Below are 26,859 nucleotides of genomic sequence, written 5' to 3' on the forward strand. Positions count from 1 at the left end.
GCCACCATGAGGTGTGACCGAAGTTCAGCCCGGATGTCCTCCTGCTCGCCACCCGCCTGCCCGCCACCCGCCTACTCGCCACGCGCCTGCGCGCCGGTCCGGGGGCGGCGTTGGGGGCCGCTCCGGGGGAAGTCCCGCCAGAAATGCGGCAAGCCTGGATCCGGACCTCCTGCCGCCTCCGCTGCAGTCCGCCAAGCATCGCGGCGGCCACCGCCACCGCTGGCTGCGGGCCGCCGACCAGATGGGCGTGGCCGCCGCGGAGCTGCTGGCACTTGCCGTCCCTGTGGACTGCGTCTGCTGCGGTGCGGAGGACCTGGCCCTGTGCGTCATGTGCGAACGCCACGTCCGCCTGTTGACCAGGCACCCGTTCCGGGCAGAGGAGCAGGCGCCGGCCCTGATGAACGTCGACGGCGGCCTGATCCTTCCCGTGGTGGCGGCCGGCGTGTACCGCGAGGAGCTGGCGCAGGCCGTGCTGTCGTTCAAGAGCCATGGCCAGCACCAGCTCACGTCAGTCCTGGCGCGGGGACTGGGGCAGGGCATTGCCGCGGCCGTGGCCGGCGTCGACGGCGTCTGCCTGGTTCTGGTGCCCAGCAGTACGGCCGGCTACATCAAGAGGGGATTCAGCCCGGTCCACCTCCTGCTCGCAGAGTTGCGTCGGGGGACCACCATCCGCGGTACACCTGTGGTGGACGTGATCCGGAAATCCTGGCGCCGCGCCGCACTGGAGCGGCTGCCTGGAGGCCAAAAGGGACTCGGCCGCGGGGCCAGGGCGAGCCGGGTCAAGGGGTCCATGAAGGTCCCGAAACGCCAGCGCGCGCGGGTGGCCGGACGCCGCTGCATCATTGTCGACGACGTTCTCACCACGGGGGCCACACTCGCGGAAGCAGCCCGCGCGCTGCACGTCAGCGGCGCCGTGGTGGTGGGGGCGGTGGTCCTTGCCGCGACACGCCCGCCGGATTCAGCTGGCGGCGAATAGCCCGCCCCGGGAGCTGGCGGAACGCTGCCCGTCTTAGAAAAAAATAAACGAAGAAAGGATGAATAACAGGTGGCTATGAACTAACGTCGGTTGTGGGTACCAAGAACAAGTTGTACCTTTCGATGGCGGCTCGGAAAGGGGCTCGACTGTCAAGCAGATCGGCCCGTGGGATGTGCCGCCGTCGTGTCACCGAAGTCATTTGGAGGGCACCATGGAGTTTATGATTAGCGGACGAAATCTGACGGTCTCAGACCGCTTCCGCGAATACGCCGGTGAGAAGATCTCGAAGATCGAGTCACTTGGCGACAAGGTCCAGCGGGTTGACGCGAAGGTTTCCAAGGAAACGAATGCGCGCCAGACCGGCGACCAGCTCACCGTTGAAGTGACGGTTCTGGGCCGGGGACCCGTAATCCGTGCCGAAGCCAGCGCCGCAGACAAATTCGCTGCGTTCGATCTCGCCTACACCAAACTGCTGGAACGTCTCCGCCGCGCCAAGGACCGCAAGAAGGTCCACCACGGGCGCCACACCCCCAAGGCAGTGCGTGAGGCCACCGCGACACTGGAACCCGCAAGTACCAGTGAGCCCCTTTACGTCGAGGCGAGCCATCGCAGCGAACCCCAGGCAGCACCTGCTGAACGATCGCCCTACGATGTCGAAAACGACATTCCGGCAGGGGACTCCCCGGTGCTGATCCGGCGCAAAGTTTTCCCTGCGGCCTCCCTCACCCTTGACGATGCTGTGGACAACATGGAGCTCGTGGGCCACGATTTCTACCTGTTTGTGGATAAGGCCACCAACACGCCCTCGGTGGTCTACCGGCGCCGTGGCTGGACGTACGGGGTGATCACGCTGGACCACGAATGCGAACCGGGGGACACCGCCGTCGAAGAAAAAATCCTCGCCTACCGTTCCGATGACGAGGCTGCAAAAGTCTAGGGCGGTTCACACCCCTCAATGAAAGGACTGATGTGCCAGCGACGCTGAGCCTTATCCAGGCCCGGCGGATCGCCTTGGCAGCTCAGGGACTCGACAAAGGACGGCCCGCCGGCCCCGTGACCTCACGGACGGTGGGCCGTACCTTTGCCCGGATCCAGCTTGTCCAGATCGATTCCGTCAACGTGTTGTCCCGCAGTCACTTTCTGCCCTTCTTTTCAAGGCTCGGCAACTATGACCGCACCATTCTTCAGCGGATGGCCAGTTCGCCTCCCCGACGCATGATGGAGTACTGGGCGCACGAGGCCAGCTTCATCCGGCCCGAGCACTTCCAGGACCTCCGTTTGTGGCAGAAACGCACATGGGTGGGTGCGTCCGCCCTCGACCCGGACCTGCGCGACGCGGTGGCGGGAAAGATCCTCGACGCCCTGGCCGCAGGGCGGCCCATGACGGCGGCGGAACTGACGGTGAACATCGGGCACGTGGAGGACCGGCGGGACGACAACTGGGGATGGAACTGGAACGCCGTCAAACGCGTGCTTGAAGACCTGTTCGAGGCGGGCACCATTTCCGCGGCGTCCAGAACCGAACAGTTCGAGCGAAAGTACACGCTGACGGCTAGGGTGCTGCCGCGCCGGCTGGCCCTCGAAGCCACGCCGGACCCTGTTGAGGCCATGCATCGGCTCATCGACGCGGCCGCGCAAGCCCATGGCATCGGAACCGTGAAGTGCTTCGCGGACTACTTCCGTACACCGGTCAAGGCGGCCGCCGCCTCGGTGGACCATCTGGTCAGCATCGGGAGGCTCGAGCCGGTGGCTGTCGAAGGCTGGGACCGGAAGGTATTCCTCCATGCCGACGCTACAATGCCGCGGCGGACGGCAGGGCGGGCCTTGCTCAGTCCCTTTGACTCCCTGGTCTTCGAGCGGCGCCGGCTTGAGGAGCTCTTCGGGTTCCACTTCCGGATCGAGATTTACACGCCCGCGCACCTCCGACGCTTCGGGTACTACGTCCTGCCCTTTCTCCTGGGTGACACCATCGTGGCGCGGGTGGACCTTAAAGCGGACCGTGCGGCAGGAAATCTGCTGGTCAGGTCCGCCAACGGTGAGCCGGACGCACCGCCAGGGACCGCCGTCGAGCTCGCCGCCGAGCTGGAACTGGTGGCCGAATGGCTGGAGCTGGAAGACATTGTGGTCAGCCCGATCGGGGACCTGGCGGAGTCCCTCGGCGCCGCCCTGCGTCACCGCGCCGGTCCGCTCCGCTCTCAGGGAACACCGGCCGCGTGGCCGGTGTCTCTCCCGTAGACTAAAAACGCCAGAATTCGGCAGCATAAGACTGGGAGTATCTTCACGTGGCATCACTTATCGAAAAACTTCTCCGCACGGGTGACAAAAAAACCCTGCGGCAACTGCGGAACTATGCCGACTCCATCAATGCGCTCGAAGACTCGTTCAAAACCTTCACGGATGCTGAGCTCCGGGAGGAAACTGACCACCTCCGCGCCCGCCACCGGGACGGCGAGCAACTGGACGATCTCCTCCCCGAGGCATTCGCCGCCGTGCGCGAGGCCTCATCCCGCACCCTGGGCATGCGTCACTTTGACGTCCAGCTTATGGGTGGCGCCGCCCTCCACCTGGGCAATATCGCCGAAATGAAGACCGGCGAAGGCAAGACCCTCGTGGCCACCGCGCCGGCTTACCTTAATGCCCTCACCGGCAATGGCGTCCACGTCATCACGGTGAACGACTACCTTGCCGAATACCAGTCAGACCTCATGGGCCGGGTCTACCGATTCCTTGGCCTGACCAGCGGTTGCATCCTGTCCAACCAGGATCCCGCGGTGCGCCGGCAGCAGTACGCCGCGGACATCACGTACGGCACCAACAACGAATTCGGCTTTGACTACCTGCGAGACAACATGGCGTGGGACCAGTCAGAACTGGTCCAGCGCGGCCACAACTTCGCCATTGTTGATGAGGTCGACTCCATCCTCATCGATGAAGCCCGCACGCCGCTCATCATTTCCGGCCCTGCCCAGGGCGACACCAACCGGTGGTACAGCGAATTTGCCAAGGTGGTGCAGCGCCTGAAGGCCGGCGAGGACTACGAGGCGGACGAGAAGAAGCGCACCGTCGGCGTCCTGGAGAGCGGCATCGAAAAGGTGGAGGACTACCTGGGCATCCAGAACCTCTACGAATCCGCGAACACTCCGCTCATCGGGTTCCTGAACAACGCCATCAAGGCCAAGGAACTGTTCAAGCGGGACAAGGACTACGTCATCCTCGACGGCGAAGTGCTGATCGTTGACGAACACACTGGCCGCATCCTGGCCGGGCGCCGCTACAACGAGGGCATGCACCAGGCAATCGAGGCCAAGGAAGCCGTGGAGATCAAGGCCGAAAACCAGACCCTGGCCACCGTGACGCTCCAGAACTACTTCCGGATGTACTCCAAGCTGGCAGGCATGACCGGCACCGCCGAGACTGAGGCCGCCGAGTTCATGGGCACGTACAAGCTCGGCGTGGTGGCGATCCCCACCAACCGGGACATGCAGCGTCTCGACCAGTCGGACCTCGTGTTCAAGAACGAAAAGGTGAAGTTTGACGCCGTCGTGAAGGACATTGCCGAGCGTCACGAAGAGGGCCAACCGATCCTCGTGGGCACCACGAGTGTCGAAAAAAGCGAATACCTCTCCGGGCTGCTCGCCAAGGAGGGCATCAGGCACGAAGTCCTCAACGCCAAGAACCACGCCCGTGAAGCGGCCATCGTTGCGCAGGCCGGACGCAACGGTGCTGTCACGGTGGCCACCAACATGGCAGGCCGAGGCACTGACATCATGCTGGGCGGCAACGCCGAATTCACCGCGGTGGCCGACCTGGCCAAGCGCGGGCTGGACCCGGAAGAGAATTCCGAAGAGTACGAAGCCGCCTGGCCGGCTGCCCTGGAGGCGGCCAAGCAGTCCGTGAAGGACGAACACGAGGAAGTGCTGAACCTCGGCGGGCTGTATGTCCTGGGAACTGAGCGGCACGAATCCCGCCGCATCGACAACCAGCTCCGTGGCCGTTCCGGCCGCCAGGGCGACCCCGGCGAATCACGCTTCTACCTCTCCCTGACCGATGACCTGATGCGGCTCTTCAACTCCGGCGCGGCCGAACGGCTGATGAACAGTTCGGTCCCGGATGATGTGGCCTTGGAATCGAAACTCGTCTCGCGGGCCATCGCGTCTGCCCAGGGCCAGGTTGAAGGCCGCAACGCCGAGCAGCGCAAGAACGTCCTCAAGTACGACGACGTCCTGAACCGCCAGCGCGAAGCCATCTACGGTGACCGCCGCCGGATCCTCGAAGGTGACGACCTCCACGAGAAGGTCCAGTTCTTCGTGGAGGACACCATCACCGCCCTGATCGACTCCGCCACGGCCGAAGGCAATGGCGACGACTGGGATTACACCCAGCTGTGGACCAACCTCAAGACGCTCTACCCCGTCAGCGTCACAGCGGAAGAGATCATCGAGGAAGCCGGCGGCAAGTCCAAGCTCACTGTTGAATTCCTGAAGGAGGAGCTGCTCTCCGACGCACGTGTGGTCTACCAGACTCGGGAAGAGACCATCGGCGCAGAGAGCATGCGCGAGCTGGAACGCCGCGTGGTGCTCTCGGTCATCGGGCGCAAGTGGCAGGAACACCTGTACGAGATGGACTACCTCAAGGAAGGCATCGGCCTGCGCGCCATGGCACAGCGTGACCCGCTGGTGGAATACCAGCGCGAGGGCTTCGTAATGTTCCAGAGCATGATGGAGGCCATTCGCGAGGAAAGCGTCGGTTTCCTGTTCAACCTTGAAGTTGAGGTGACCCCAGCCCAGGATGTGGTGGTGCCCGACGCAGCAGGTGGCCACACCGAGCACGTTGAACCGCAGATCCACGCTGCCGGCCTGGAAGCGCCGGAGAAGCCGGCCCAGCTGCAGTACACGGCTCCCGGCGAAGACGGCGCATCCCAGACCCGGGTGGAGGGTCGTGTCTCTTCACGGTCCGGAAATCCCGCAAAGGCTGCAGCGCAGGACGCCACCAAGCGTCCGGCCAGGAAAAAGCGCCGCTGACAGCAGGGGCTGAGACTGATCAGCCGTAGGTCGGCACTGCAATAGATCGTCACTGGAATAGTTCGACACTGGAAGTGCCCGGAGCCTCAGCTCCGGGCACTTTTGCATTCGTGGGCAAGCGGCTCAGCCGACTATAAGCTCGGTCACGCGCCAGACCTGCTTGCTGCGCTCAAGCCGGACCGCTACAGCCCGTGCCCGGATGTCATCCACCACCACGGCGCTTGCCTCATAGATGCCCGGGGCGACCTCGCAGGCGCGGACTGAACGCACGATGGAGTTCTTGTGCAGCCGGGCCAGGGACGGCGAGGCAGAGCGCGACTGTTCGCGGCGGATCAAGGCCGCACGGTGCTGCAGCACGGCGAGGCAACGCGGATCCAGACGGCGGGCGAGCTGGTGGATCGGCCGGATGCCGGCGAGGACTTCCATGGCCGCCTGCACGGTATTGCGTGTGATCGCCAGGATTTCGGAGGCTTCGTCTGCCGCACGCAGCGGCACGACCGGCGCGGTAGTGGTGCGCGGAGGAACCTGGCGGACTGCTGCCGCGCCGCCCGGGTCGACCGTGGCGGAGCGGATTGGCGTAACTGCGTACATGTGATTCCCCTTAATCGTGAGCTGATGAATATCGGAACGTCGGTTAGGCCGTGGAAGGTGCTTTCAAAATCTGCCCGGGCAGTAGGACATGCGGGCTTTCGCCGATCCGGGATTTGTTGGCCTCGTACCAGCGGGGCCAGTGCAAGGCGACATCCACATCCGAAGCCGCCGGGCCCAAGTGGCGGGAGGCGATGTCCCAGAGTGTGTCGCCCGCCAGTACCGTCACCTCACTCAATGGCGCCGGTGGGCCCTGTTCCGCCCGGACGGGCTGGGCCGCCAGCAGGCCGGGGTCCGGGACCGGCGGGCTGGGACGCCAGTCTGGCCGGACCGCCGCCGCAGGAGTTTCGGTGGTCTGTCCTCCCGTGTCTGCGGGGTGTTTGCCCTCCGGTTCCGGGAACTGCCGGTGGCCGTTTGTGGGAGACCACTGGGCCTGGATGGCTGTGCCGTGGTCCGGTACGTCCTGGACCGCCACTTCCTGCGTGGGTACCCAGGCGGGTCCGGCTGGTGGGACGGCTGCGTGAGCCAGCGGTGCCGACAGCAGTTGCACCGACAGTGCGGCCACAGCGAGCCGGCGCATAAATGCCGGGCAGCACTTGCCGGCCCTGTCGGCGGCCCGCCGCCTGCCGCACCTGTCCAGGACGGCAGCCGCTGACGCCAAAACCATCGAGAAGATCCACCACGCCACGATGGCCAGCCCGGCGGCGACCGCCACGGCACCAAGTAGGTCATCGAGGTCCGGGCCTTGCCGGCGTGCTGTGGACAGTTGCCATCGACCCACCATGCCCCCGCCGGCAACGCAGAGGAAGAATCCCAACAGGAGGATGGACGCCGCCATGACGGCGTCTGCGCGGAGCCCACGTGCTGTAGCTGCCGTCATGATGTTCCTATCTCATGTTTGATGCAGTTTGATGCTGTTTGATAAATCTAGGTTCAGTTTGACGCAGCTGTACTGGATTTGTCCAGAGACTGGAGTGAAGTCGTTGGTGAATTGACCGCGAACAAACCCGCACCCTACGCTTGGCCCCATGCGTTGGGATGCTCTGTTCAGTGATATTGAGGCACAGTTCGCCGAGGGCGAGCGGCTGGCCGTCGATGCCGAGATCTCTGAGCGGGCAAGAGCGGAAACAGCCTCCGTCGCTCTGGCTGACCGCTTGCGGGGTTCCCTGAACAGCCACGTAGCCGTGTACCTGGCGTGTGGCCGCGCCTTCGAAGGAACCCTGAGCCATGCCGGCGCTGATGCGCTGGTCCTGAACGAGTTGCGTCACCAGGTCCTGGTCCCGTACGGCGCGGTGGCACGCTATGCGGGCCTTGGCCGCGGCTCAGTGGCCGAGACTTCGCAGGTGCGGCGCCGGATCGGATTGGCGCATGCGCTGCGGGGCCTGGCGCGGGACCGGGCCGAACTTGCAGTCACTCTGCGCCACGCGCCGGAAAGGGATAACGGGCTGGCCGGAGTCATCGACCGGGTGGGCAGTGACTTTTTGGACCTGGCGCTGGTCAGCCCCGGGGAGCCCCGGCGTGCATCACAGGTTCGGCAGGTAGCCACGATTCCGTTTGCGGCGCTGGGTGCCCTGCGGTCACGGAGTGCAGGGGAACTGTAGCCGCGGGCCGAAGTTTTTGTCCACCTAATGGCAATGCCGTTTACTTAGCTCGGGTGTGTTAATCTTTCGGCATGGCGCGTAGTGGATGGGTGACCCCGGAGGGTCCCGAGCGGTTGAGTGACCACGTTTCTCTTGGTGTGTTGACGCGGGTCTTCCCGGCTGATGTGGTCGACGCGGTGATCGGGCGTACTGGGGCGTTGGAGCAGCGGAATCGGTTGTTGCCGTCGCGGTTGATGGTCTATTACGTGATGGCTTTGGCGTTGTTTTCCAATGGTTCGTATGAGGAGGTCATGCGGTCGTTGCTGGCCGGGATGGAGTGGCTGGCGGGCCGGTTCCGTGAGTGGACGATGCCGACGAAAGCAGGCATTTACAAGGCGAGGAACCGGTTGGGGTCCGCGGTGATGGTGGAGTTGTTCGCCGAGGTCGCGAAGCCGTTCGCAGTCCCGGGCGGTCCCGGGTTCTACAGGCAATGGCGGCTGATGTCCGTGGACGGGACCACCCTGGATCTGGCCGACACCCCCGCGAACGAGCGGGCGTATGGCCGGCCGGGGACGAAAACGGAGTTCAAGAGCGCGTTTCCGCAGGCACGGGTGCTGGGCCTGGTGGAGTGCGGCACCCATGCGGTCACCTCCGCAGTGGTCTCGGGCTATCACACCTCCGAACACGATATGTATCCGGCCCTCCTCGCAGACCTGGCCAAGGACATGTTGGCCATGGCCGACCGCGGGTTCTTCTCCTACACCGCTTGGAAGGACAGTGCCGCGACGGGGGCGGCGTTGTTGTGGCGGATGAAAGCCAACAGCGTGCTGCCCGTTCTTGAGGAGTTCGAGGACGGGTCCTACCTGTCGGCCGTGTATCCGTCCACCAAAGACCGGCGCCAGGACAGCAACGGGATCCCGGTCCGGGTGATCGAGTACGAGGTCACCACCGGCGAGGAGATCAGCACGTTCCTGCTGATCACCACGATCCTGGACCCTGCCGCTGCTTCCTCCGAGGACCTGGCCGGCCTCTATGCCCGCCGCTGGGAAATTGAGTCCAGCTTCGACGAACTGAAAACCCACCAGCGTGGCCCCGACATCGTCCTGCGCTCCAAAACACCCGACGGGGTGCTGCAGGAAATCTACGGCTACCTGTGCGCGCACTACGCGATCCGGTCCCTCATCGGCGCCGTCGCCGCGGAATTCGACGAAGACCCCCTCCAGTTCTCGTTTACACGCACCCTCCGGGCCGCGCGGCGATCCCTCGCCGGGCGCCCGGCTTTTTCCCCCTCACAGGCTGGCTGAAGCCTTCACCATCTTCTGCCGGGAGATCCTCCACGAACTCCTGCCCCCACGCCGACAACGCACCGTTCCCCGCGCCGTCAAACGCAAAATGTCCAACTGGCACCTAATGGGACTTTGCCGCCCGTTTGAGGCGATTATCTGGACAAAAACTCAGTGGACAAGCGGTTGCGAGGGCTGACTCGCAAGCCAGAATCAGCCTTGCTTGGCTTTGGCTTCCTGGATCATGCGGCTGGCCTCGGCGTAACGCTCTTCGATGTATTGCTCCAGCATCTTTTCCTCGACGCGCCACTGCCCGCGCCCACCCACCTGGATGGCCTTCAGTTCTCCGCTGCGGACCAAGGCATAGGCCGCCGGCGAGTTGATTTGCAGCTGTTCAGCAACATCGGCGAGAGTCAGGAATCTGGGCATAGCTCCATTTTGCCATTGAAGGCGTCATCTGGTGCGGTTATCCACAGTTTGATGTTGTTTGGTCTTTTGACTTTTGTTCCGGGGCCCATGCCGTAACAATGAGGTGTCCGGACGCAGCCAGCCGCCTGGACCTGAGCTAGGGGGAGAAGAGCATGAGCCACGATGCTGTTACTACAGGTGCCAGGCTGAAACCGCCGTCGTGGAAGGATCCCCGGCTGCTGGTTGGCGTGCTGCTGGTCCTGGCATCGGTGGTGGGAGTGATCTCGCTGGTTGGCAGCGCTGATCAGACAACCGAGGTTTACGCCGCCCGGGACTCCATTGCGGTGGGTGAGAAGCTGACCGCGGACAATGTGGTCCGGGCCAAGGTCCGCCTGGGTGAGACCGAACAGCATTACGTCACCGTTGAAGCAGGGCTCCCTGACGGGTTGGTCGCAGTCCAAAGAATCGGCAAGAACCAATTGGTGCCCAAGGAAAGTCTGGCCACTGTGGATTCGTTGGACCGCAAGCCCGTGGCCGTGACCATTGAGGAAGCACTGCCGCCGCAGGCGGTTGCAGGGACCCGGGTGGACGTCTGGGTTGCCTTGCCGGATGCCCGCAACGGCTTCAGTGAGCCGAAGCTCCTGCTGCCCGGCGCGGAAATTGCACAGGTGACCGCCAGCTCCACGGCCTTGGGGTCCTCCCGCAATACGGTGCTGATGGTGCTGGTTGCCGACGGCCAGATGCCGGCCATCCTCGGCGCGCAGGCGAACCAGGCCAAGATTTCAGTGGTGTGGAACCCGGGCGGGGCCTCATGAGTATCCCCGTGGTCACCGTGGGTCAGGCCCGCGAGGACGTGGTGGGCGGGTTGGAGCGGCTCCACGGTCCGGTCACGGTGGTCCGGCGCTGCACCGAACTGACGGAACTGCTGGCGGCCTGCCAGAGCGGCCTGGCACGGGCCGCGGTTGTGGCCGACGGCTGCGAGGGCCTGACTGCTTCGCTCGTTGATCGGCTCGGTGCCGTGGGCGTGGCGATCATCGCCCTCACGGATGACGCCGACGAGGCTGCCAGGCTGCGCGGGATCGGTGTGGCCTCCGCACTGACCGGAGTAGAGTCCGCCGCCCTGGCCGGCAGGATTGCCGAGGCCGTTGCCCAGCTGACAGGCACCGCCAGGGATGCAACGTTCGGGAGCGGGCTGGGGGACACCAGCGCTGCGTTGCGTCAGCGTCCCGCAGACCAGGCGGACGTGCCGCAGGCCTCCGGGGCGGGCAAGATCATTGCCGTGTGGGGTCCCGCCGGTTCACCCGGCCGGACTTTCGTCGCGGCCAACATCGCAGGGGAACTGGCTGCGGATGGGAAGTCCGTGCTCCTCGTCGACGCCGACAGTTACGGGGCCAGCATCGCCGCAGTCCTGGGCCTGCTGGATGAATCTGCGGGGATCGCGCAGGCCTGCCGGCTTGCGGACCAGGGACTGCTCGACGCCGATGCGCTGCTGAAGGTGGCCACACCGGTCACCACCAAGCTTGGAACTTTCCGAGTCCTGACCGGGATCACCCGGGCGGACAGGTGGACCGAACTACGGGCAGCAGCCCTGTCGCTGGTGCTGGAACGCGCGAAGGAGGTTGCCGACGTCGTGGTTGTGGACACCGGCTTCTGCCTGGAGGCGGACGAGGAACTCAGCTTCGACACGATGGCTCCGCGCCGGAATGCCGCGACCCTGCGGAGCCTGGAACTGGCGGACGCCGTCTATGCCGTGGGGGCCGCCGATCCGGTGGGGGTTCCCCGGCTGGTCCGCGGACTCGCGGAGCTCGAGATGGCAGTCCCGCAGGTGTCGCCTGTTGTGGTGATGAACAAGGTCCGGGCGGCGGCGGTGGGGAGGTCCCCGGAACGCCAGCTGAAGGATGCGTGGGAACGGTATGGTCCGTCGTCGCAGATCGCGGTCTTCCTGCCGGCGGACAGCCCCGCAGCTGATGCGGCGCTGCTCGGCGGCTCTCTGCTGCTCGAAACGGCGCCGGATTCCAAGCTCAGGCAGGCGATCGCTGAATTGGTTTGTGCACCTGTCCAGCGATCTTCGCGATCCTCTGTATTTTCTTCCACACCGAGGCGTCGCCGAAAGGGTTAGGCTCGCCGTAGGAGCTGCGACGGTGCAGCATCAAACTTGTGATGGAGGCGTTTGTTGATGTCGTCTGGATCCAGCGTGGAGGATCAAGCCTTGGCCATTGGTGACCGGGAGGGATTCCTCGCGGACTACTACCAGCATCTGGCCGAAGAGGATGCCCGGACCTATTCCCCGGAGGCGCTGGCCAGCCGGGCGGAAACCCACCGGGGTGTGGCCGCGAACCGGCAGCCGGGCCAGGCACAGGTTTCCATCGTTAACGAGGCGGACAGCAGCGTCGTCTATGTCGTCACGGACGATATGCCTTTCCTTGTCGACTCGGTCAACGCCGAGCTTGTGCGCCAGAACGCCGCCATCGGGCTTGTGCTTCATCCGCTGTTCGTGGTGACCCGGAACCGGGAAACGGGGCAGCTGGTTAAAGTTGACCGCGTCCCCTCCCACATCGGTCTGTCCAGCGGTGATACGGCGGCGATGCCCATGCTGTCGCACCTCATCGCGCAGGGCGAAAACGCCTCCCACATGGAGTCGTGGATCGCCGTGGAAATCAACCGCGTCTCCGACGAGGCAAGGGCGTCGTTGCTGGACGGGCTGGACCGCATCCTGGGAGACGTGCGCGCCGCCGTCGAAGACTGGCCCAAGATGCGCAACAAGGCCCAACAGATTGCCGCGAGCCTCGACCAGGTGTCCCACCCGGCCCAGATTGCCGAACTGCGGCAGGCGCAGGATCTCCTGCGCTGGCTCGACGACGGCAACTTCACTTTCCTTGGATACCGTGAGTACGACCTCGTCACCGTCGACGGTGAAGATGTACTGGAACTGCGTGAAGACAGCGGTCTCGGATTGCTCCGGGCGAAGCCGGGCGCGCCGCATATGCAGCATCTCACCGACGCCGGCCGAAAAAAGGCCCGCGAAAAGCGGGCGCTGGTGATCACCAAGGCAAACTCACGGTCCACCGTCCACCGCCCCGCGTACCTTGACTACATCGGCGTGAAGAGTTTCGACGCGGCCGGCAACGTCAACGGCGAGCGCCGCTTTATCGGCCTGTTCGCAACCAGTGCCTACGCCGGATCCGTCCGGAACATCCCCGTCGTGCGCGAAAAGGTGGACGCCGTGCTGGGCAATGCCGGCTTCCCGCCGGACTCACACTCCGGCAAGGACCTTTTGGGGATCCTGGAGACCTACCCCCGCGACGAGCTGTTCCAGATCGAGACCGAGGACCTGGCGGCCACCGCAACCGGCATCCAGAGATTGCAGGAGCGGCGGCGGACCCGGCTGTTCCTCCGGCCGGACATCTACGGCCGTTTTATGTCCGCGGTGGTCTACCTTCCGCGTGACCGGTACACCACCAATGTCCGGCTCCGCATCGAGGAAGAATTACGGACCACGTTCAAGGCTGAGTCCATCGACTACGAAGCGCGGATGACCGAATCGGCCCTCGCCCGCCTGTTCTTCCGGATCCGCCTGCCCAAGGGCAGCGAGGTCAGCCACTTCAACGCCGATGAGCTTGAAGCGCGGCTGGTCCGGGCAGCCCGTTCGTGGAGTGAGGGCATCGCTGAAGTCCTGCGGGAACGCGGCGCCGATGAGCAGGCGAAGGAGCTTTCCGCGATCTGGTCGGAGGCTTTTCCGGCCGGCTACCGGGTGGATTACGAGGTCGAAGACGCGCTGGAGGACATCGCCCGGTTCGAGAAATACGGGGCTGAAGCCGAGCGCACGGCCGGTGCCAGGCAGGAACGGCCGGGCGTCCATGTGTACTTGCCCAAGGGCGCCGGTGAAGTCCTGGAGGAGGATGCCCGCGTCAAGCTGTACATGCTGGAGCCCAAGAGCCTGAGCCAGATCCTGCCGTTCTTCCACAATCTGGGACTTGAGGTGCTGGATGAGCGGCCCTTTGAGATCGAGACGGCTGACCAGCGGGACTTCTTCCTATATGACCTCGGGCTGAAATACCCTGCCGGCATAGATCCGCTGGCCACGGGACAGCTGCTGGCTGACTCGTTCGGTGCCGCCGTATCCGGCGCCGTTGAGTCGGACAGTTTTGACCGGCTGGTGCTGCGTGAGGGGATGCAGTGGCGCCAGATCACTGTCCTGCGGGCCTATGCCCGGTACATGCGGCAGATGGGAAATACCAACTCGGTGGGCTTCATGGCGGACACGCTGCTCGCCAATCCCGATGTCACCAAGGCCCTGACGGCTCTTTTCGCGGCCCGGTTCGATCCCGCCCTGAGCGGGACTGAGCGCCTTGCGGCCCAGGAGAAAGTCCGCGGCGAGCTGTCAGCTGCCATTGAAGAGGTGGCAACGCTCGACGCCGACCGTGTGCTGCGGACTTTGGCGAACCTGATCGAGGCGACCCTCCGCACCAACTACTTCCAGTACAAGACGCACCTGAGCTTCAAGCTCGATCCTGCCCGGATTGAGGGCCTGCCTTTCCCGCGGCCGATGTTCGAAATCTGGGTCTACTCCCCGCGGGTTGAGGGCGTCCACCTTCGCTTCGGCAAGGTGGCCCGCGGCGGCCTGCGCTGGTCTGACCGGCGCGAGGATTTCCGGACGGAGATCCTTGGCCTGGTGAAGGCGCAGACCGTCAAGAACGCGGTCATCGTTCCCACCGGGGCCAAGGGCGGCTTCTTCGCCAAGCGGCTGCCCGATCCTGCCGCGGACCGTGCCGCCTGGATGGCGGAGGGTGTTGAAAGCTACAAGACGTTCATCCGGGGCCTGCTGGACCTCACTGACAACCTCGTCACCGGAGCTGAGGGCGAAACTGTAGTGCCGCCGTCGGACGTTGTCAGGCACGACGACGACGATTCTTACCTTGTGGTGGCGGCGGACAAGGGGACGGCCACGTTCTCGGACATCGCCAACGGGCTGGCCGCAGAATACGGGTTCTGGCTCGGTGACGCGTTCGCCTCCGGAGGTTCGGTGGGTTACGACCACAAGGCCATGGGCATCACGGCCCGTGGCGCCTGGGAGTCGGTCAAACGTCACTTTAGCGAGCTCGACGTCGATACCCAGACCCAGCCGTTCAGCGTGGTGGGCGTGGGCGACATGTCAGGCGATGTGTTTGGCAACGGCATGCTCCTGTCCCGGCATATCCGGCTGCTGGCAGCGTTCGACCACCGGCACATCTTCCTTGACCCCGCACCGGAAACGGAATCGTCGTTCGTGGAACGCCGGAGGCTGTTCGAACTGCCGCGGTCCTCGTGGGACGACTACGACAAATCCCTCATCAGCGAAGGCGGCGGCGTGTACGCCCGCCAGGCCAAGTCCATTCCGGTCTCGCGGCAGGTCCGGGCGGCCCTGGGCCTGCCCGAGGCGACCACCGAGCTCAGCCCGCCGGAGCTTCTCCGCGCTATCCTGCTCGCCCCCGCCGACCTGCTCTATAACGGCGGGATCGGAACGTACGTCAAGGCCAGCACTGAGTCCAACGCCTCCGTGGGTGACAAGGCCAACGACAGCATTCGCGTGGACGGCAAGGACCTGCGGGTCAAGGTGGTTGGCGAAGGCGGAAACCTTGGCATGACGCAGCGCGGCCGCATCGAAGCCGCCCTGCAGGGGGTCATCCTGAACACCGACGCGATCGACAACTCGGCCGGCGTCGACTGCTCCGACCATGAAGTGAACATCAAGATCTTTGTGGACCGGATGGTGGCTGCGGACAAGCTGACCCCGGAGGAGCGGGCAGGCTTCCTCGCCTCCATGACGGACGAGGTAGGTCGGCTGGTCCTCGAGGACAACGTGGACCAGAACATCCTTCTCCTGAACGACCGGATGCGGGTGGCCGAGTGGAGCCCCAGCTATGAGCGACTCATGGACTGGCTGGAAAAATCGGCTGACCTGAAGCGCGACCTCGAAGCGCTGCCCAGCACCGAAACCCTGCGGGAGCGACTGGGCCAGGGCCAGGGTCTGACGTCACCGGAGCTCTCGGTGCTGGCGGCCTACGCGAAGATCGAACTGGCGTCGTCGCTGCGTGACAGCGACCTCGCCGACGATCCGTGGTTCCGGGGGACGCTGCGGGCGTACTTCCCGCAGCAGTTGCGCGAACGGTTCGACGCCGAGCTGGACACCCATCCGCTGCGGCGCGAGATTATTGCCACGGTGGTGGCCAACGACATGATCAACATGGGCGGCATCACGTTCGCCTTCCGGACTATGGAGGAAACCTCGGCCACGGAAGTGGCTGTGGCCAAGGCCTTCGTGGCGCTCCGCGAGATCTTCGACCTGAACACGATGGTGGGGGAGCTGAACAGCCTGCCGGCGTCGTTCCCCACAGAGCACTGGAGCACCGTCCACCTGGACATCCGCCGACTGCTGGACCGCGCTGTCCGGTGGCTGCTGGCCCAGGGAGGCACGTCGCGGCCAATTGTGGAGACTGTGGCCGAGTTCAAGCCGCTCCTGGACCCGATGCGGGCCCGGCTCCTGGACTACCTGCGTGGCGATGACCGTGACCGCGTTGCGGACTGGCTGGAGACCGCGCGCGCGTGGGACCTCCCGGACGGGCTTGCCTTCCGGTGGGCGGAGCTCTTCGAGAGCTTTGTCCTGCTGGACATCGCCAAGATCGTGCACGCCCGTAAGGAGCCGGTGGAGGAGATTGCGGCGGTTTACTACACAGTGTTCAACCGCTTCCACGCTGACTCGCTGCTGGAACGGATCAGCAGCCTGCCGCGCCAGGACAGGTGGCAGGCACTGGCCAGGGCCGCACTCCGGGATGACCTCTATTCCACCGTCTCGGACATGACGACGGCGGTACTCGAGTCGACGGCGTCCGGGGACTCCGCGGAGGACAGGCTGAAGGACTGGGAACGCCAGAATGCCGAGCAGCTGGGCAGGGCAAAGAGCATGTTTGACGAGGTCAACTCGCTTGAGGCCGACGATATGGCCTCACTGTCGGTAGCATTGAGGCTCTTGAGGTCAATCGTCCGACGCTAGGAATCCCTGCGTCGTAACTGGAGGTGCAGTGGCAATCTTTACGGACCCCATCAGGGAACACGCTGATTTCGGGCCGGGCGATGCCGAATGGCTGCACCTCCTGGTGGGCGACTGGCAGATGGTCGCTGACCTGGCGTTCGCCGACTTGGCGTTATGGTTCCCGCACCCGGATCACGGCTATGTGGCGCTGGCGCACGTCAGGCCGTCCACCACGCACACCGTGTTCCACGGCGACTTTGTGGGCGAGCCCATCCGGCAGGACCTGCAGCCGCTGGTGGACAAGGCCTGGAGCAGCCGTGCCATCGAGCGGTCCAGTGAGACCAACTGGAGCACTGACATGGCGTTGCGGGTGGAGGCTGTGCCGATGGTGCGCAACGGCCGGACCCTGGCTGTGGTGACCACCCACATGGACCTGTCCAGTTCCCGGATGCCGTCCCGCCTGGAGCTGACGTACCGGCAGTGCGCCTACGATCTCCTCCGGATGGGAACGCTGGGGCTGTGGCCTGACTTTGCCTCGCCCACCGGTTCGCGCCGCGGCGCGCCTCGTGTAGGGGACGGCCTGATCAGGCTCGATGCCGAAGGAATTGTGCAGTACGCAAGCCCCAACGGGGTATCTGCTTTCCGGCGGCTGGGCGACGGCGAGTCGCTGGAAGGCCGTTCCCTGGCCGAGGTGACCGCCGGCCTGCTGAAGGACCGGCGGCTGGTTGACGAGACGCTGCCGCTGGTGGTGACGGGGCGGATGCCGTGGCGTAGTGAGATTGAATCCCGTGGTGTGAGCCTGTCGCTGCGGGCCATCCCGCTGCGGGATGAGCAGCAGCGCTTTGGTGCGCTGGTGCTGTGCCGGGACGTGTCCGAACTGCGGCGCCGGGAGATGGAACTCGTTACCAAGGATGCGACCATCCGCGAGATCCATCACAGGGTGAAAAACAATCTGCAGACCGTTGCAGCCCTGCTGCGTATGCAGTCCCGCCGGATGGTCAGCGACGAGGCCAAGCAGGGCCTGGAGCAGGCGATGCGTCGCGTGGCCACCATCGCGCTGGTCCACGAGACTCTTTCGCAAGGATTGGCGCAGAGCGTCGACTTCGACGAGCTGATCGGCCGCCAGTTCAGGCTTTCCGCAGAGGTCGCCTCGCCATCGCAGCAGGTCAAGACCGAACGGTCCGGACTGTTTGGGGAACTGCCCAGCGACTTCGCCACCCCGCTGGCACTGGTCATCAATGAACTGGTGACCAACGCCGTCGAGCACGGGCTCGAAGGACGGACCGGCACCGTGTGGCTCATCGCGGACCGTTCCGAAGAGGAAGACGGCGAGGAACTGCTGACCGTCACCATTGCCGACGACGGTGTGGGACTGCCGGATACGCCGCACGTCGAGGGGCTGGGGCTTCAGATTGTCCGCACGCTGGTCACCAGTGAGCTGGGCGGCACCATCGCGTGGCACCCGCGCGACGGCGGCGGAACGGCTGTCCAGATCCGCCTCAGCCTGGCGGCCAGGTAGCCCGGGGACCTTGCACGTGACTTAACAGCCGATGGCCGCAACCCGGAAGGGTTGCGGCCATCGTTGTGTGAGGCTGTTGGTGCTACAGCCTTAAGGACCGGGCCTAGGAGGCGCGGCGGGCGCGTGCGGCGCGGCGCTTAAGGGCGCGGCGTTCGTCTTCGCTCATGCCGCCCCAGACGCCGGCGTCCTGGCCGGACTCGAGAGCCCACTGGAGGCACGTGTCAACGACGGGGCAGCGGCGGCAAACGCTTTTGGCTTCCTCAATCTGGAGGAGGGCAGGCCCTGTGTTTCCTACGGGGAAAAACAGTTCCGGGTCCTTGTCGAGGCACGCCGCGCGGTTACGCCAATCCATGCTGATCAGTTGCTCCAATTCTGGGAAAAGCTCTTGTGAAATAATTCACTAGTAGCTACAAAGGAAAAGGGCCCTGAGGGGCCCCCTTGGTCATCTCAGTCAAGCCTGTCATGTTAACGCTGTGTAAACAAGGGGTAATACTGCTTGAAATCCCCGGATAGCTGAGCGATACATCACACGGGCATTGCCGACCCCCGCCACTGTCCGACTATCTCCGGTAGGGTGCCAGTGTGTCAAGACCCCCCATGAACCCTGCAGATCCGTCGCCTTCCACGCGCCCGCGCGGCATTGTGGCGATAGCTCTTGTTGTTGCCGCCGAGGCCACCGCGCTGTTGGTTGCCGCCGCCTGGTATGGCTACGAGCTCCTGACCGGTGCGCCGGTCCTGTCTTTTTGGGGAGCCGTATTTACTCTGGTCCTCTTGCTCGCTTTCTCGGCCTGGCTCTATTCGGTGGGGCACTTCCTCTTCCGTGGGCGCCGGTGGACGAGGGCAGCGGCGCTGGTGGCCCAGTTGTTTGTCCTTACTGTCGGCGTCCCGACCCTTTCCGGCGGCGTTATCTGGGCGGGGATCGCCATGGTGGTGCCGGCACTTGCGGCCATAGTCCTCCTGTTCGACAAACGCGTCATCAGCTACGCATCCCGGACAGGCGATTCGCCTCCGGCATTCTAGGCGTGTTGCCGGCCATCTAGGCGGCCAATCCGTCCAGCGACTGATCCGGCGGTACCCAGCCCAGCTGGACGGCGGTGGCGCGGCCGTTCTGGATGAGAACGCTCCGTCCCGGTGGCGGGTTGGGTTCCGGCTCGAAGCGGACCCCAAAGAGGTCGCCGTCCATAAAGGTCCGGGGCGCGATCAGGATGCCGCAGCCCAGGTTTCGCGCCTGGAGCGCCAGTGGAACCCGCTGGGCGAGTATCGGACTGTACCCCGCGGTCATCACCACCGTGATTCCGAGCGTGTTGAGGTCGGCAAGGTCGCGGTTGACGTCCTGCGGCAACAGGTCCGCGTCGTCAACCAAAGCCACCGAGTTTCGTTCCAGACCGCCCGTGGTGGCTTGGCGCAGGATCCCGGACCAATAGGCACCCGGTTCGGTGTCCTGCTCCGGCATAAGCCACGGTCCTGCTTCAGGGTTGACCCTCGACAGGAGCCGGAGAAATGAGGACTTGCCCGACGACGGGCCGCCCAGCACGGCCAGCACTCCGCCCGCAGGCACCCGGACGGATACCGGTTCAAGTTCGTCGCCGCCCACGCCGAGGCGGAGGATGCGTTGCCCCTGCGTTCCCCTGGCTTTCGGCCCGGCCGGGATCTGAATGGCCAACCCGTCGTGGATCCGGGCTGCCGGTACCACGGCCGGCAGCGGCTCCACTCGGAATGGTCGACGCCGCAGGGAAGGCTCTGGCGCTTGGGCTACCCCCGGATCTGCGGCCTTAGCGCCGGCAGCCGTGTAGAACTGACAAACTGCCGTTCGTCCGCCCGACAGTGCGCCCGCTGCCACGCCCCTCCCCACCACGGACGCTGTTGAAGGCAGTTTCGGCCAGGCAATCCGGCTGTCGTCGCTGGATCCGGTCGGGAAATACACTCGGTTGGGAACGGCTGCGAAGAACCTGGAAGTGACCAGTTCCCGCTGTCCCGAGATGATCACCGTGATACCGGCCCGGTTTCCATCCCGGACAAGGTCATGGAGAACGTCCTCGGCCCACACCAACGGGCCGGCACGTAAGGCCGAGAGCCAGGATCCCCAGCCAGCGATCACGAGCACGAGCGGTATGTGGTCGTCAGCGGCGGGACGTCCCAGCCGGAGTGACTGCTCTCTTGCCAGACGTTCCAGGATGCGTACGGCGCGGCGAAGCTCGTGCAGTCCTGCCGTGGCGCCCACCCGGCAGTGGGAAGCCAACCCCACGAACGAACTGTCCGGGTCCAGCACATAAAAGTGGGATTCCCGGGCGTGGGATGCCAAAAGGAGGACTGCCAGCCGGATGGCCTCGGGCACTCCTGATTCCGGTCCGCCAATAAGGGCCAGGTGTCCGTGCCCGGCAGGCTCCCAAATCAAAGGTGCCGTTCGCTGTTCCGCGGGCAGGTCCATCAGGCCGAGCGCTACGGACCAGCTGGTGGCACCGGCGTCGGCCTTGGTCCTGTCACTGGCATTGTCGTCGTCAGCGTCGCCTACTACGGTCCCGGGGGTTGACGAGCCTGCAGGTTCGGGGAGGAGACAGGGGAGCGGTGCAGCAATCGGCTTCCGGATGGCCGGACGGTTCATGGTCTCCCACAACGCGGACATGAAAGCTATCAACGGGGCGGTTGCCTCGGCAGGCGTCGGTTCATGGCCGGCGGATCCGGAACCCCCCAGCACTGCAGGGGCATCGATGTACTCGGAGGCCAACCATACCGAGATTCCGGCGGGTTCGGATCGGATGGCTCCGGCTGGCAGGGATCCGGCCTGGAACTCCAGCGGAGCCTCCGTTCCGCGGGCCAGGTAAGCCCGGCCCGGAGTATCTACGCTGATCCCGGCCGCGGCTTTCGAATTGATGATGTCCACGGATTCCATCTCCGACTGGACGCGCAACGCGATGCTGGTGGTGACGTTGGCGCGGATGTCGGCCGTCAGCGCGCCCTGGGGCCGTTGTGTGGCCATGATCAGGTGGATGCCCAGGGAACGGCCGATGGCGGCGATCCTCATCAATTCCCGGAGCGATTCGGGAGCATCCTCCACCAGCATCCGGAATTCATCTATGACAATTACAAGATGGGGGAGCGGCGACGCGCGGCCCGCCGACGTTGCCCGGAATGACGTCAGGTCCGGTGCCTGACCTGCCGCAAGGCTCTGTTCCCGGAATTTGATCTCGGCGCGGAGGGACTGCAGGGCGCGTTCGAGCTCATGGCTGCTCAGGTCGGTGAGCATACCCACACAGTGCGGGAGCCCGGTCAGGGGTCCGAGTCCGGAGCCGCCCTTGAAATCCACAAAGAGGAAGTTGATGCGGTCCGGCGCGTAGCTGAGGGCGAGAGCAACAGTGAGGCTGCGCAGGAGTTCGGATTTTCCTGAGCCAGTGGTCCCGGCGACCAGCAGGTGGGGTCCGTCGTTTTGGAGATCGAGTGTCCGGACACCCTCAAGACCGCGCCCGATGGGAACGGCAAGCCCGGGCAAGCTGCTGTTTGCTGACCATCGCCTGGATGTTTCGGGCGTGGAGTGGGGGAGCAGCTCTGCGAGCCGGCAGGACGTGGGGATGGACCGTCCCGCACCGACTGGCTGGTTTGCCTCCCGCGCCAGTCGACGGCAAAACCTGTTGAAGACGTCAACGGGCGCCAGATCAGGAGCGAAGCGGATGCTGTCATCACCGTCATTGAACACAGACGAGCGTTCACCGAGTTTCACGTCGGCTGTAGTCAGCACGGTCGCGGCTTCGGGGGCATGGATGACCTGCCACCCGTATTCCAATGCCGTGGCGGTGATCTTGGCCGAGGACTCCGTGCCGTCCAAAAGCAGGAGCAGGCCGTGTCCATGGGCAGGCCCGAAGCCTCGCTTCAGCAGGGTCCCGAGAGTACTTGAGTTAATGGAAAGCGTGACACCGTCCAGATACCGTGCGGCCAAGGGGAGCTGCTCCGCCTTGCCATGGATGACCACCCGGGTATCCCGGCCCAGCGGATAACCGGCAAGCTGCATCAGGAGTGAGCGCACCAGCCCGTCGACGGCGGCGCGTGGCCCGCGGATGGTGGTGAGGGGTCTGGCCGGACTCAACGTTAGTGGCAGCATGCCGGCTGAAGGGACAGCGCGGCCCGGATCCGTTGGCTCGAACCGGAGGTTGGCCGGCTGGATTGCCTGGCCCAGCCGCAGCCAGATGCCCTCGTTGGTGCGCGGCCCGGCACGGTCCCTCCCTGTTGTATCCCCGATGGTCAGGTCCGAGAGCGGCGGCGCGGCCCGCCGTCGTCGTTCCTGGTCCTGGGTGACAGCGCCCCTGACCGCGGCAGCTAGTTCGCGGCGCTGCCGGCGGCCGCCGATCACCGGCACCAGGATGGAGATCGCCGAGACGGCCGTGAAAGCCAGGAACATCCACATTCCGGTCACGACGGCAAGCCCCACGCCAATGACCACCGGCAGCACAGCCGTCAGAAGCAGGGCCGCGCGGTTCGTGGGATCGTCGCGCCGGCTGATAACCAACGGCTCGTGGACATCCATCCCCGCGTCGGCCAGGCCGTCACCCGAACGCTCAAGGAACACCAACGACATTGTGGAGTTGCCGCAGCGGATGGTGGATCCGGTTGAAATCATGGCATTCCGCACGCGCTCGCCGTCCACTTCGGTGCCGTTGGCGCTGTCCAGATCAACAATCGTGATGGCTGTCTCGGTGACCACCAGGTGTGCGTGGGCCCGCGAAACGTCGGCGTCTGGGATGAGAATATCGGCATTTCTGCGGCCGATTGTGTACGTGCCGCGCCGCAGCGGCACAACTGTCCCCGCGCCGGCACCGCTGTGGACGGCCAATGCCAGTGACGCCGGAGGCTCGGAGGTGCGCTGCCGGGACCTGCGCGCCGTGAGGTCCGCCCCGTCGACGAGTGTGGCTCCGTTGATCAGTGGAGGCTGCCCGAGTGTGAGCTCAGCGACGTTCTGGCTGTCGACAGACACAATCCCGGTCCCGAAGCTTGCCGTCAGCGCGGCCTGCAGTTCGGCACCGGCAGCACCGTGCGGACCCTCGATGGTCAGCTCCACGGGTGGTTCCTGCAGAGCTGCGCCGGGGCTCCGAACGAGCGTGCAGTGCAGCGGCATGATGCAAGGTCCTAACGGTCAGCTTGTTTCAAAGCTAGCCATCAGGCAAGCGGATGTCGTGGGGCGAGGTGCCGTATGTGGATAAGGACTGAGCTGCCGGATTAGTAGGTCACGAGGGGGTCTCGGGTAGGCTGGTGCAGCAGACAATGCGCAACATTGCACTGCCCGCATTCGAACCAGGAGATTTTGTGACCGCTGACCTCGTCATCGTAGGGTCTGGCTTTTTCGGCCTGACAATCGCAGAACAGGCCGCCACTGAGCTCGGCTTGAAGGTGGTCGTCCTCGACCGCCGCCACCACATCGGTGGGAACGCGTACAGCGAAAAGGAAGAACAGACCGGGATCGAGGTGCACCGCTACGGCGCCCACCTGTTCCACACCTCCAACGAGCGTGTATGGGAGTACGTGAACCGGTTCACCACCTTCACGAACTACGTCCACAAGGTCTATGGCGTGCACAAGGGCGAGGTCTATTCCCTGCCCATCAACCTGGCCACTATCAACCAGTTCTTCCGCGCCAACCTGACACCTGGCCAGGCGCAGGCTCTGATCCAGGAACAAGCTGGCGAACTCGCCGGGACCGATCCGCAGAACCTGAACGACAAGGGCATCCAGCTCATCGGACGGCCGCTCTATGAGGCGTTCATCAAGCACTACACCGGCAAGCAGTGGCAGACCGATCCCAAGGACCTGCCCGCGGGCATTATCTCCCGCCTCCCGGTGCGCTACAACTACGACAACCGGTACTTCAACGACAAGTATGAGGGCCTGCCGACTAACGGCTACACGGCCTGGATCAAAAAGATGGCGGAACACCCGAACATCGAAGTTCGGCTCAACACCGACTTCTTCGACGAGTCGCACGAATACAGCAAGGACAAGGTCGTCGGCAACATCCCCGTGATCTACACGGGTCCGGTGGACCGTTACTTCGACTTCGCAGAGGGCGACCTCTCGTGGCGCACGATCGATTTCGAAAAGGAAGTGCTCGACGTCGGCGATTTCCAGGGAACGTCCGTGGTCAACTACAACGACGCCGAGGTGGCGTACACGCGCATTATCGAGCCTCGCCACTTCCACCCCGAGCGCGAGTACCAGACGGAAAAGACCGTCATCATGCGCGAATTCTCGCGTGCCGCCGAAAAGGGCGACGAGCCTTACTACCCGATCAACACTGCCGCGGACCGGGAACGGCTGCTCAAGTACCGTGACCTCGCTGCTGCGGAGAAGGACGTCCTCTTCGGCGGACGACTGGGCACGTACAAGTACCTCGACATGCACATGGCCATCGGGTCTGCGCTGTCAATGTTCGACAACAAGATCCGTCCGCACTTTGAAAGCGGCGCAGCGATCGAAAGCGGAGGCGTAGACGCGTGAGTGAAGCGCCGGGCTGGGCGACGCTCCAAAGGGTGATATTCCCCCCGGAGTCAGGCGTGGACACGATGTCGCTCTACGCCGACGCCGGCCCGGCAGCGGGCGTGCGCATCAGGGAGAGCGACGAGTTTGCCCGCAATCCCAAGCGAACCGAAGAAAAACTCCATCTCGTTGGCTCAAGCCCCCGCGAAGTGCACTTTGACGACGTGATCACCCGGCACTCGATCAGGGTGCGCGCGGGTGAGCAGTTGTCCTTGGGCACGTACTTCAATGCGTTTCCGGCGGGCTATTGGCGGCGCTGGACCGAGGTCCGTGAGGTGCGGCTCGTCGTGGAGACCCGTGGCCACGGGACCATCTCCGTCTACAAGTCAAATGCCCGTGGGACGATCCAGCGAGTGGACGGCGCACGGGTCGAGGGGAATTCCACCACCGAGTTCCTGCTCTCGCTGAAACCGTTCGGCGATGGCGGCTGGTATTGGTTTGACCTGGCCTCAAGTCAGGAGGATCTGGTGCTGGACCGTGCGCGCTGGGAGGGCCCGCAAACCGCGGGCCCGGCCCAAAGCGTGACAATTCAGGTTACGACGATGAACAAGCCGGACTTTTGCCTTGCAAATGCCCGGATCCTCGCGGATCATCCTGAAGCTCTGGACCTCGCGCGTGAAGTACTGATCGTCGACCAGGGAACGAACAAGGTCGCTGATCAACCGGGATTCGAAGAATTGGCCAGTCGGCTCGGCGAGAAGTTGCGCATCATTGAGCAGGCCAACCTGGGTGGCTCCGGCGGATTCGCACGCGGAATGTACGAAGCCGTCGAGAACGGCAGCGACTATGTCTTGTTGCTCGACGATGACGTTGTCCTCGAACCTGAGAGCATCGCACGCCTGATGTCATTTGCAGGCCATTGCAAGTCCCCGACTATAGTCGGCGGGCATATGTTCGACCTCTACAGCCGAAGCACGTTGTATTCGATGGGCGAGATCGTCGATTCCAACCGCATTTCGCCTGATCAGCCTCACCCAGAAATGGAAATGCGACACGATTTCAGTGTGTCAAACCTTCGCCAGACACCATGGATGCACCGTCGTTTCGATGTTGACTACAACGGGTGGTGGATGTGTCTAGTACCAACGTCGGTCATCAGGGAAATCGGGCTGCCGCTTCCGCTGTTCCTCAAGTGGGATGATTCGGAGTATGGCCTGCGCGCCAGGGCTGCAGGGATTCGCACGGTGTCCCTCCCAGGCGCCGCTTTGTGGCACATTTCGTGGATTGACAAGGACGACCTCGTCGGGTGGCAAGCCTATTTCCATAGCCGCAACCGGCTGATCGTAGCACTCTTGCACAGCCCGCACGCCAAGGGTGGCGGGGTTATCCGGGAGTCTCTCCAAGCTGACGTCAAGCACCTCGTCTCCATGCAGTACTTCACTGAAGAAAGCCGTCTCAAGGCGATGGCGGACTTATTCGAAGGGCCGGGGCATCTTCATCCGTCACTCGCCACCAAACTGCCGGAGATCATCCGCCTGCAGTCCGACTATTCGGACGCGCAGATGAGGGAAGACGTGGACGACTTTCCCTCTCCTTCACTGGGCGGAGGGACTCCGATGAAGGCCCAAGCAGGCATGCCTGCCAAGAAAGACATGGTGAAATGGGGCCTGACAACAGTGGCACGGCAGTTGATTAGCCGACCTAGCGAAGAAGCTCTCGCCCGACCGCAAAGCCATCTTGCTCATGTGGATAATCGCTGGTTCCGGCTGGCTCACTACGATTCTGTTGTGGTTTCCAATGCGGAGGGTACGGCGGCCTCCTGGTACAAGCGCGATCCCCGAAAAATGCGCACCATGCTCGCTCGGGCGGGTAGCCAACACGCGCAGTTGTTCAAGTCGTGGGAGTCATTGGCGGAGGCGTACCGAACAGCGCTGCCGGATCTCGTTTCCATGGAATCCTGGCGGAAGACTTTCGGCTTGGACCGCTGAGTTCGCGCGGAATTCCAGGAATGACAGC

At 64.3% G+C, this 26,859-nt stretch carries 18 protein-coding genes; 13 read left to right on the forward strand and 5 right to left on the reverse strand.

The window, feature by feature from the left end:
- Positions 1–13: 13 nt before the first annotated feature.
- The 4 genes from ACVWY0_RS00585 (at position 14) to secA (ending at position 5,997) form a co-directional block, all read left to right on the forward strand.
- Complete coding sequence (locus ACVWY0_RS00585; protein ID WP_485835009.1) at positions 14–976, forward strand: ComF family protein; 963 nt, start codon at positions 14–16, stop codon at positions 974–976.
- 211 nt (positions 977–1,187) lie between these two features.
- Positions 1,188–1,913 carry a ribosome hibernation-promoting factor, HPF/YfiA family gene (gene hpf, locus ACVWY0_RS00590; RefSeq protein WP_485835010.1) on the forward strand — a complete coding sequence of 242 codons (726 nt, stop codon included), beginning with the start codon at positions 1,188–1,190 and terminating at the stop codon, positions 1,911–1,913.
- 32 nt (positions 1,914–1,945) lie between these two features.
- On the forward strand, positions 1,946–3,211 hold the full coding sequence (locus tag ACVWY0_RS00595) for a winged helix-turn-helix domain-containing protein (protein ID WP_485835011.1): 1,266 nt from the start codon (positions 1,946–1,948) through the stop codon (positions 3,209–3,211).
- Positions 3,212–3,258: 47 nt separating this feature from the next.
- The gene (gene secA / locus ACVWY0_RS00600) at positions 3,259–5,997 is read left to right on the forward strand and encodes a preprotein translocase subunit SecA (protein ID WP_485835012.1); all 2,739 of its coding nucleotides are present in this window, start codon (positions 3,259–3,261) and stop codon (positions 5,995–5,997) included.
- A 123-nt stretch (positions 5,998–6,120) separates the two neighbouring features.
- On the opposite strand, the gene ACVWY0_RS00605 is transcribed toward secA, so the two are convergent.
- Together ACVWY0_RS00605 and ACVWY0_RS00610 are read right to left on the reverse strand one after the other, a co-directional pair.
- Positions 6,121–6,588, reverse strand: coding sequence for an Rv3235 family protein (locus tag ACVWY0_RS00605; RefSeq protein WP_485835013.1), 468 nt, complete (start codon positions 6,586–6,588; stop codon positions 6,121–6,123).
- Positions 6,589–6,631: 43 nt separating this feature from the next.
- Entirely contained in the window at positions 6,632–7,465 is an 834-nt protein-coding gene (locus ACVWY0_RS00610) for a LysM peptidoglycan-binding domain-containing protein (RefSeq protein WP_485835014.1), read from the reverse strand.
- A gap of 148 nt (positions 7,466–7,613) precedes the next feature.
- On the opposite strand from ACVWY0_RS00610, the gene ACVWY0_RS00615 reads away from it, so the two are divergent.
- Together ACVWY0_RS00615 and ACVWY0_RS00620 are read left to right on the forward strand one after the other, a co-directional pair.
- Positions 7,614–8,186, forward strand: a complete 573-nt coding sequence (locus ACVWY0_RS00615) for a hypothetical protein (RefSeq protein ID WP_485835015.1) — start codon at positions 7,614–7,616, stop codon at positions 8,184–8,186.
- A gap of 71 nt (positions 8,187–8,257) precedes the next feature.
- A complete protein-coding gene (locus tag ACVWY0_RS00620; protein WP_485835016.1) occupies positions 8,258–9,469 on the forward strand; it encodes an IS4 family transposase in 1,212 nt (403 codons plus the stop codon).
- Positions 9,470–9,661: 192 nt separating this feature from the next.
- On the opposite strand, the gene ACVWY0_RS00625 is transcribed toward ACVWY0_RS00620, so the two are convergent.
- Positions 9,662–9,877 carry a helix-turn-helix domain-containing protein gene (locus tag ACVWY0_RS00625; RefSeq protein WP_104062208.1) on the reverse strand — a complete coding sequence of 72 codons (216 nt, stop codon included), beginning with the start codon at positions 9,875–9,877 and terminating at the stop codon, positions 9,662–9,664.
- A 152-nt stretch (positions 9,878–10,029) separates the two neighbouring features.
- Between ACVWY0_RS00625 and ACVWY0_RS00630 the strand changes: the two genes are divergently transcribed.
- Genes ACVWY0_RS00630 through ACVWY0_RS00645 form a run of 4 tightly spaced genes read left to right on the forward strand, consistent with a single transcriptional unit; the run spans position 10,030 to position 18,384 of the window.
- Positions 10,030–10,671: an SAF domain-containing protein gene (locus ACVWY0_RS00630; RefSeq protein WP_485835017.1), complete on the forward strand. Its 642-nt coding sequence runs from the start codon at positions 10,030–10,032 to the stop codon at positions 10,669–10,671.
- On the forward strand, positions 10,668–11,975 hold the full coding sequence (locus ACVWY0_RS00635; protein WP_485835018.1) for a CpaE/TadZ family protein: 1,308 nt from the start codon (positions 10,668–10,670) through the stop codon (positions 11,973–11,975). The genes ACVWY0_RS00630 and ACVWY0_RS00635 overlap by 4 nt, the downstream gene beginning before the upstream one ends.
- A 57-nt stretch (positions 11,976–12,032) precedes the next feature.
- Entirely contained in the window at positions 12,033–16,886 is a 4,854-nt protein-coding gene (locus ACVWY0_RS00640) for an NAD-glutamate dehydrogenase (RefSeq protein WP_485835019.1), read from the forward strand.
- A 28-nt stretch (positions 16,887–16,914) separates the two neighbouring features.
- Positions 16,915–18,384, forward strand: coding sequence for a sensor histidine kinase (locus tag ACVWY0_RS00645; RefSeq protein ID WP_056343739.1), 1,470 nt, complete (start codon positions 16,915–16,917; stop codon positions 18,382–18,384).
- A 103-nt stretch (positions 18,385–18,487) separates the two neighbouring features.
- On the opposite strand, the gene ACVWY0_RS00650 is transcribed toward ACVWY0_RS00645, so the two are convergent.
- A complete protein-coding gene (locus tag ACVWY0_RS00650) occupies positions 18,488–18,736 on the reverse strand; it encodes a WhiB family transcriptional regulator (RefSeq protein WP_003804966.1) in 249 nt (82 codons plus the stop codon).
- 230 nt (positions 18,737–18,966) lie between these two features.
- On the opposite strand from ACVWY0_RS00650, the gene ACVWY0_RS00655 reads away from it, so the two are divergent.
- Positions 18,967–19,404, forward strand: coding sequence for a hypothetical protein (locus tag ACVWY0_RS00655; protein ID WP_485835020.1), 438 nt, complete (start codon positions 18,967–18,969; stop codon positions 19,402–19,404).
- A gap of 16 nt (positions 19,405–19,420) precedes the next feature.
- Here the strand turns inward: ACVWY0_RS00655 and ACVWY0_RS00660 are convergent, their stop codons facing one another.
- Positions 19,421–23,488, reverse strand: a complete 4,068-nt coding sequence (locus ACVWY0_RS00660; RefSeq protein ID WP_485835021.1) for an FtsK/SpoIIIE domain-containing protein — start codon at positions 23,486–23,488, stop codon at positions 19,421–19,423.
- 188 nt (positions 23,489–23,676) lie between these two features.
- Between ACVWY0_RS00660 and glf the strand changes: the two genes are divergently transcribed.
- Positions 23,677–24,864, forward strand: a complete 1,188-nt coding sequence (gene glf / locus ACVWY0_RS00665; RefSeq protein ID WP_485835022.1) for a UDP-galactopyranose mutase — start codon at positions 23,677–23,679, stop codon at positions 24,862–24,864.
- A gap of 65 nt (positions 24,865–24,929) precedes the next feature.
- On the forward strand, positions 24,930–26,831 hold the full coding sequence (locus tag ACVWY0_RS00670) for a glycosyltransferase (protein WP_485835189.1): 1,902 nt from the start codon (positions 24,930–24,932) through the stop codon (positions 26,829–26,831).
- The last annotated feature ends 28 nt before the right edge of the window (positions 26,832–26,859 follow it).

It is taken from the genome of Arthrobacter sp. UYNi723, assembly GCF_054057635.1.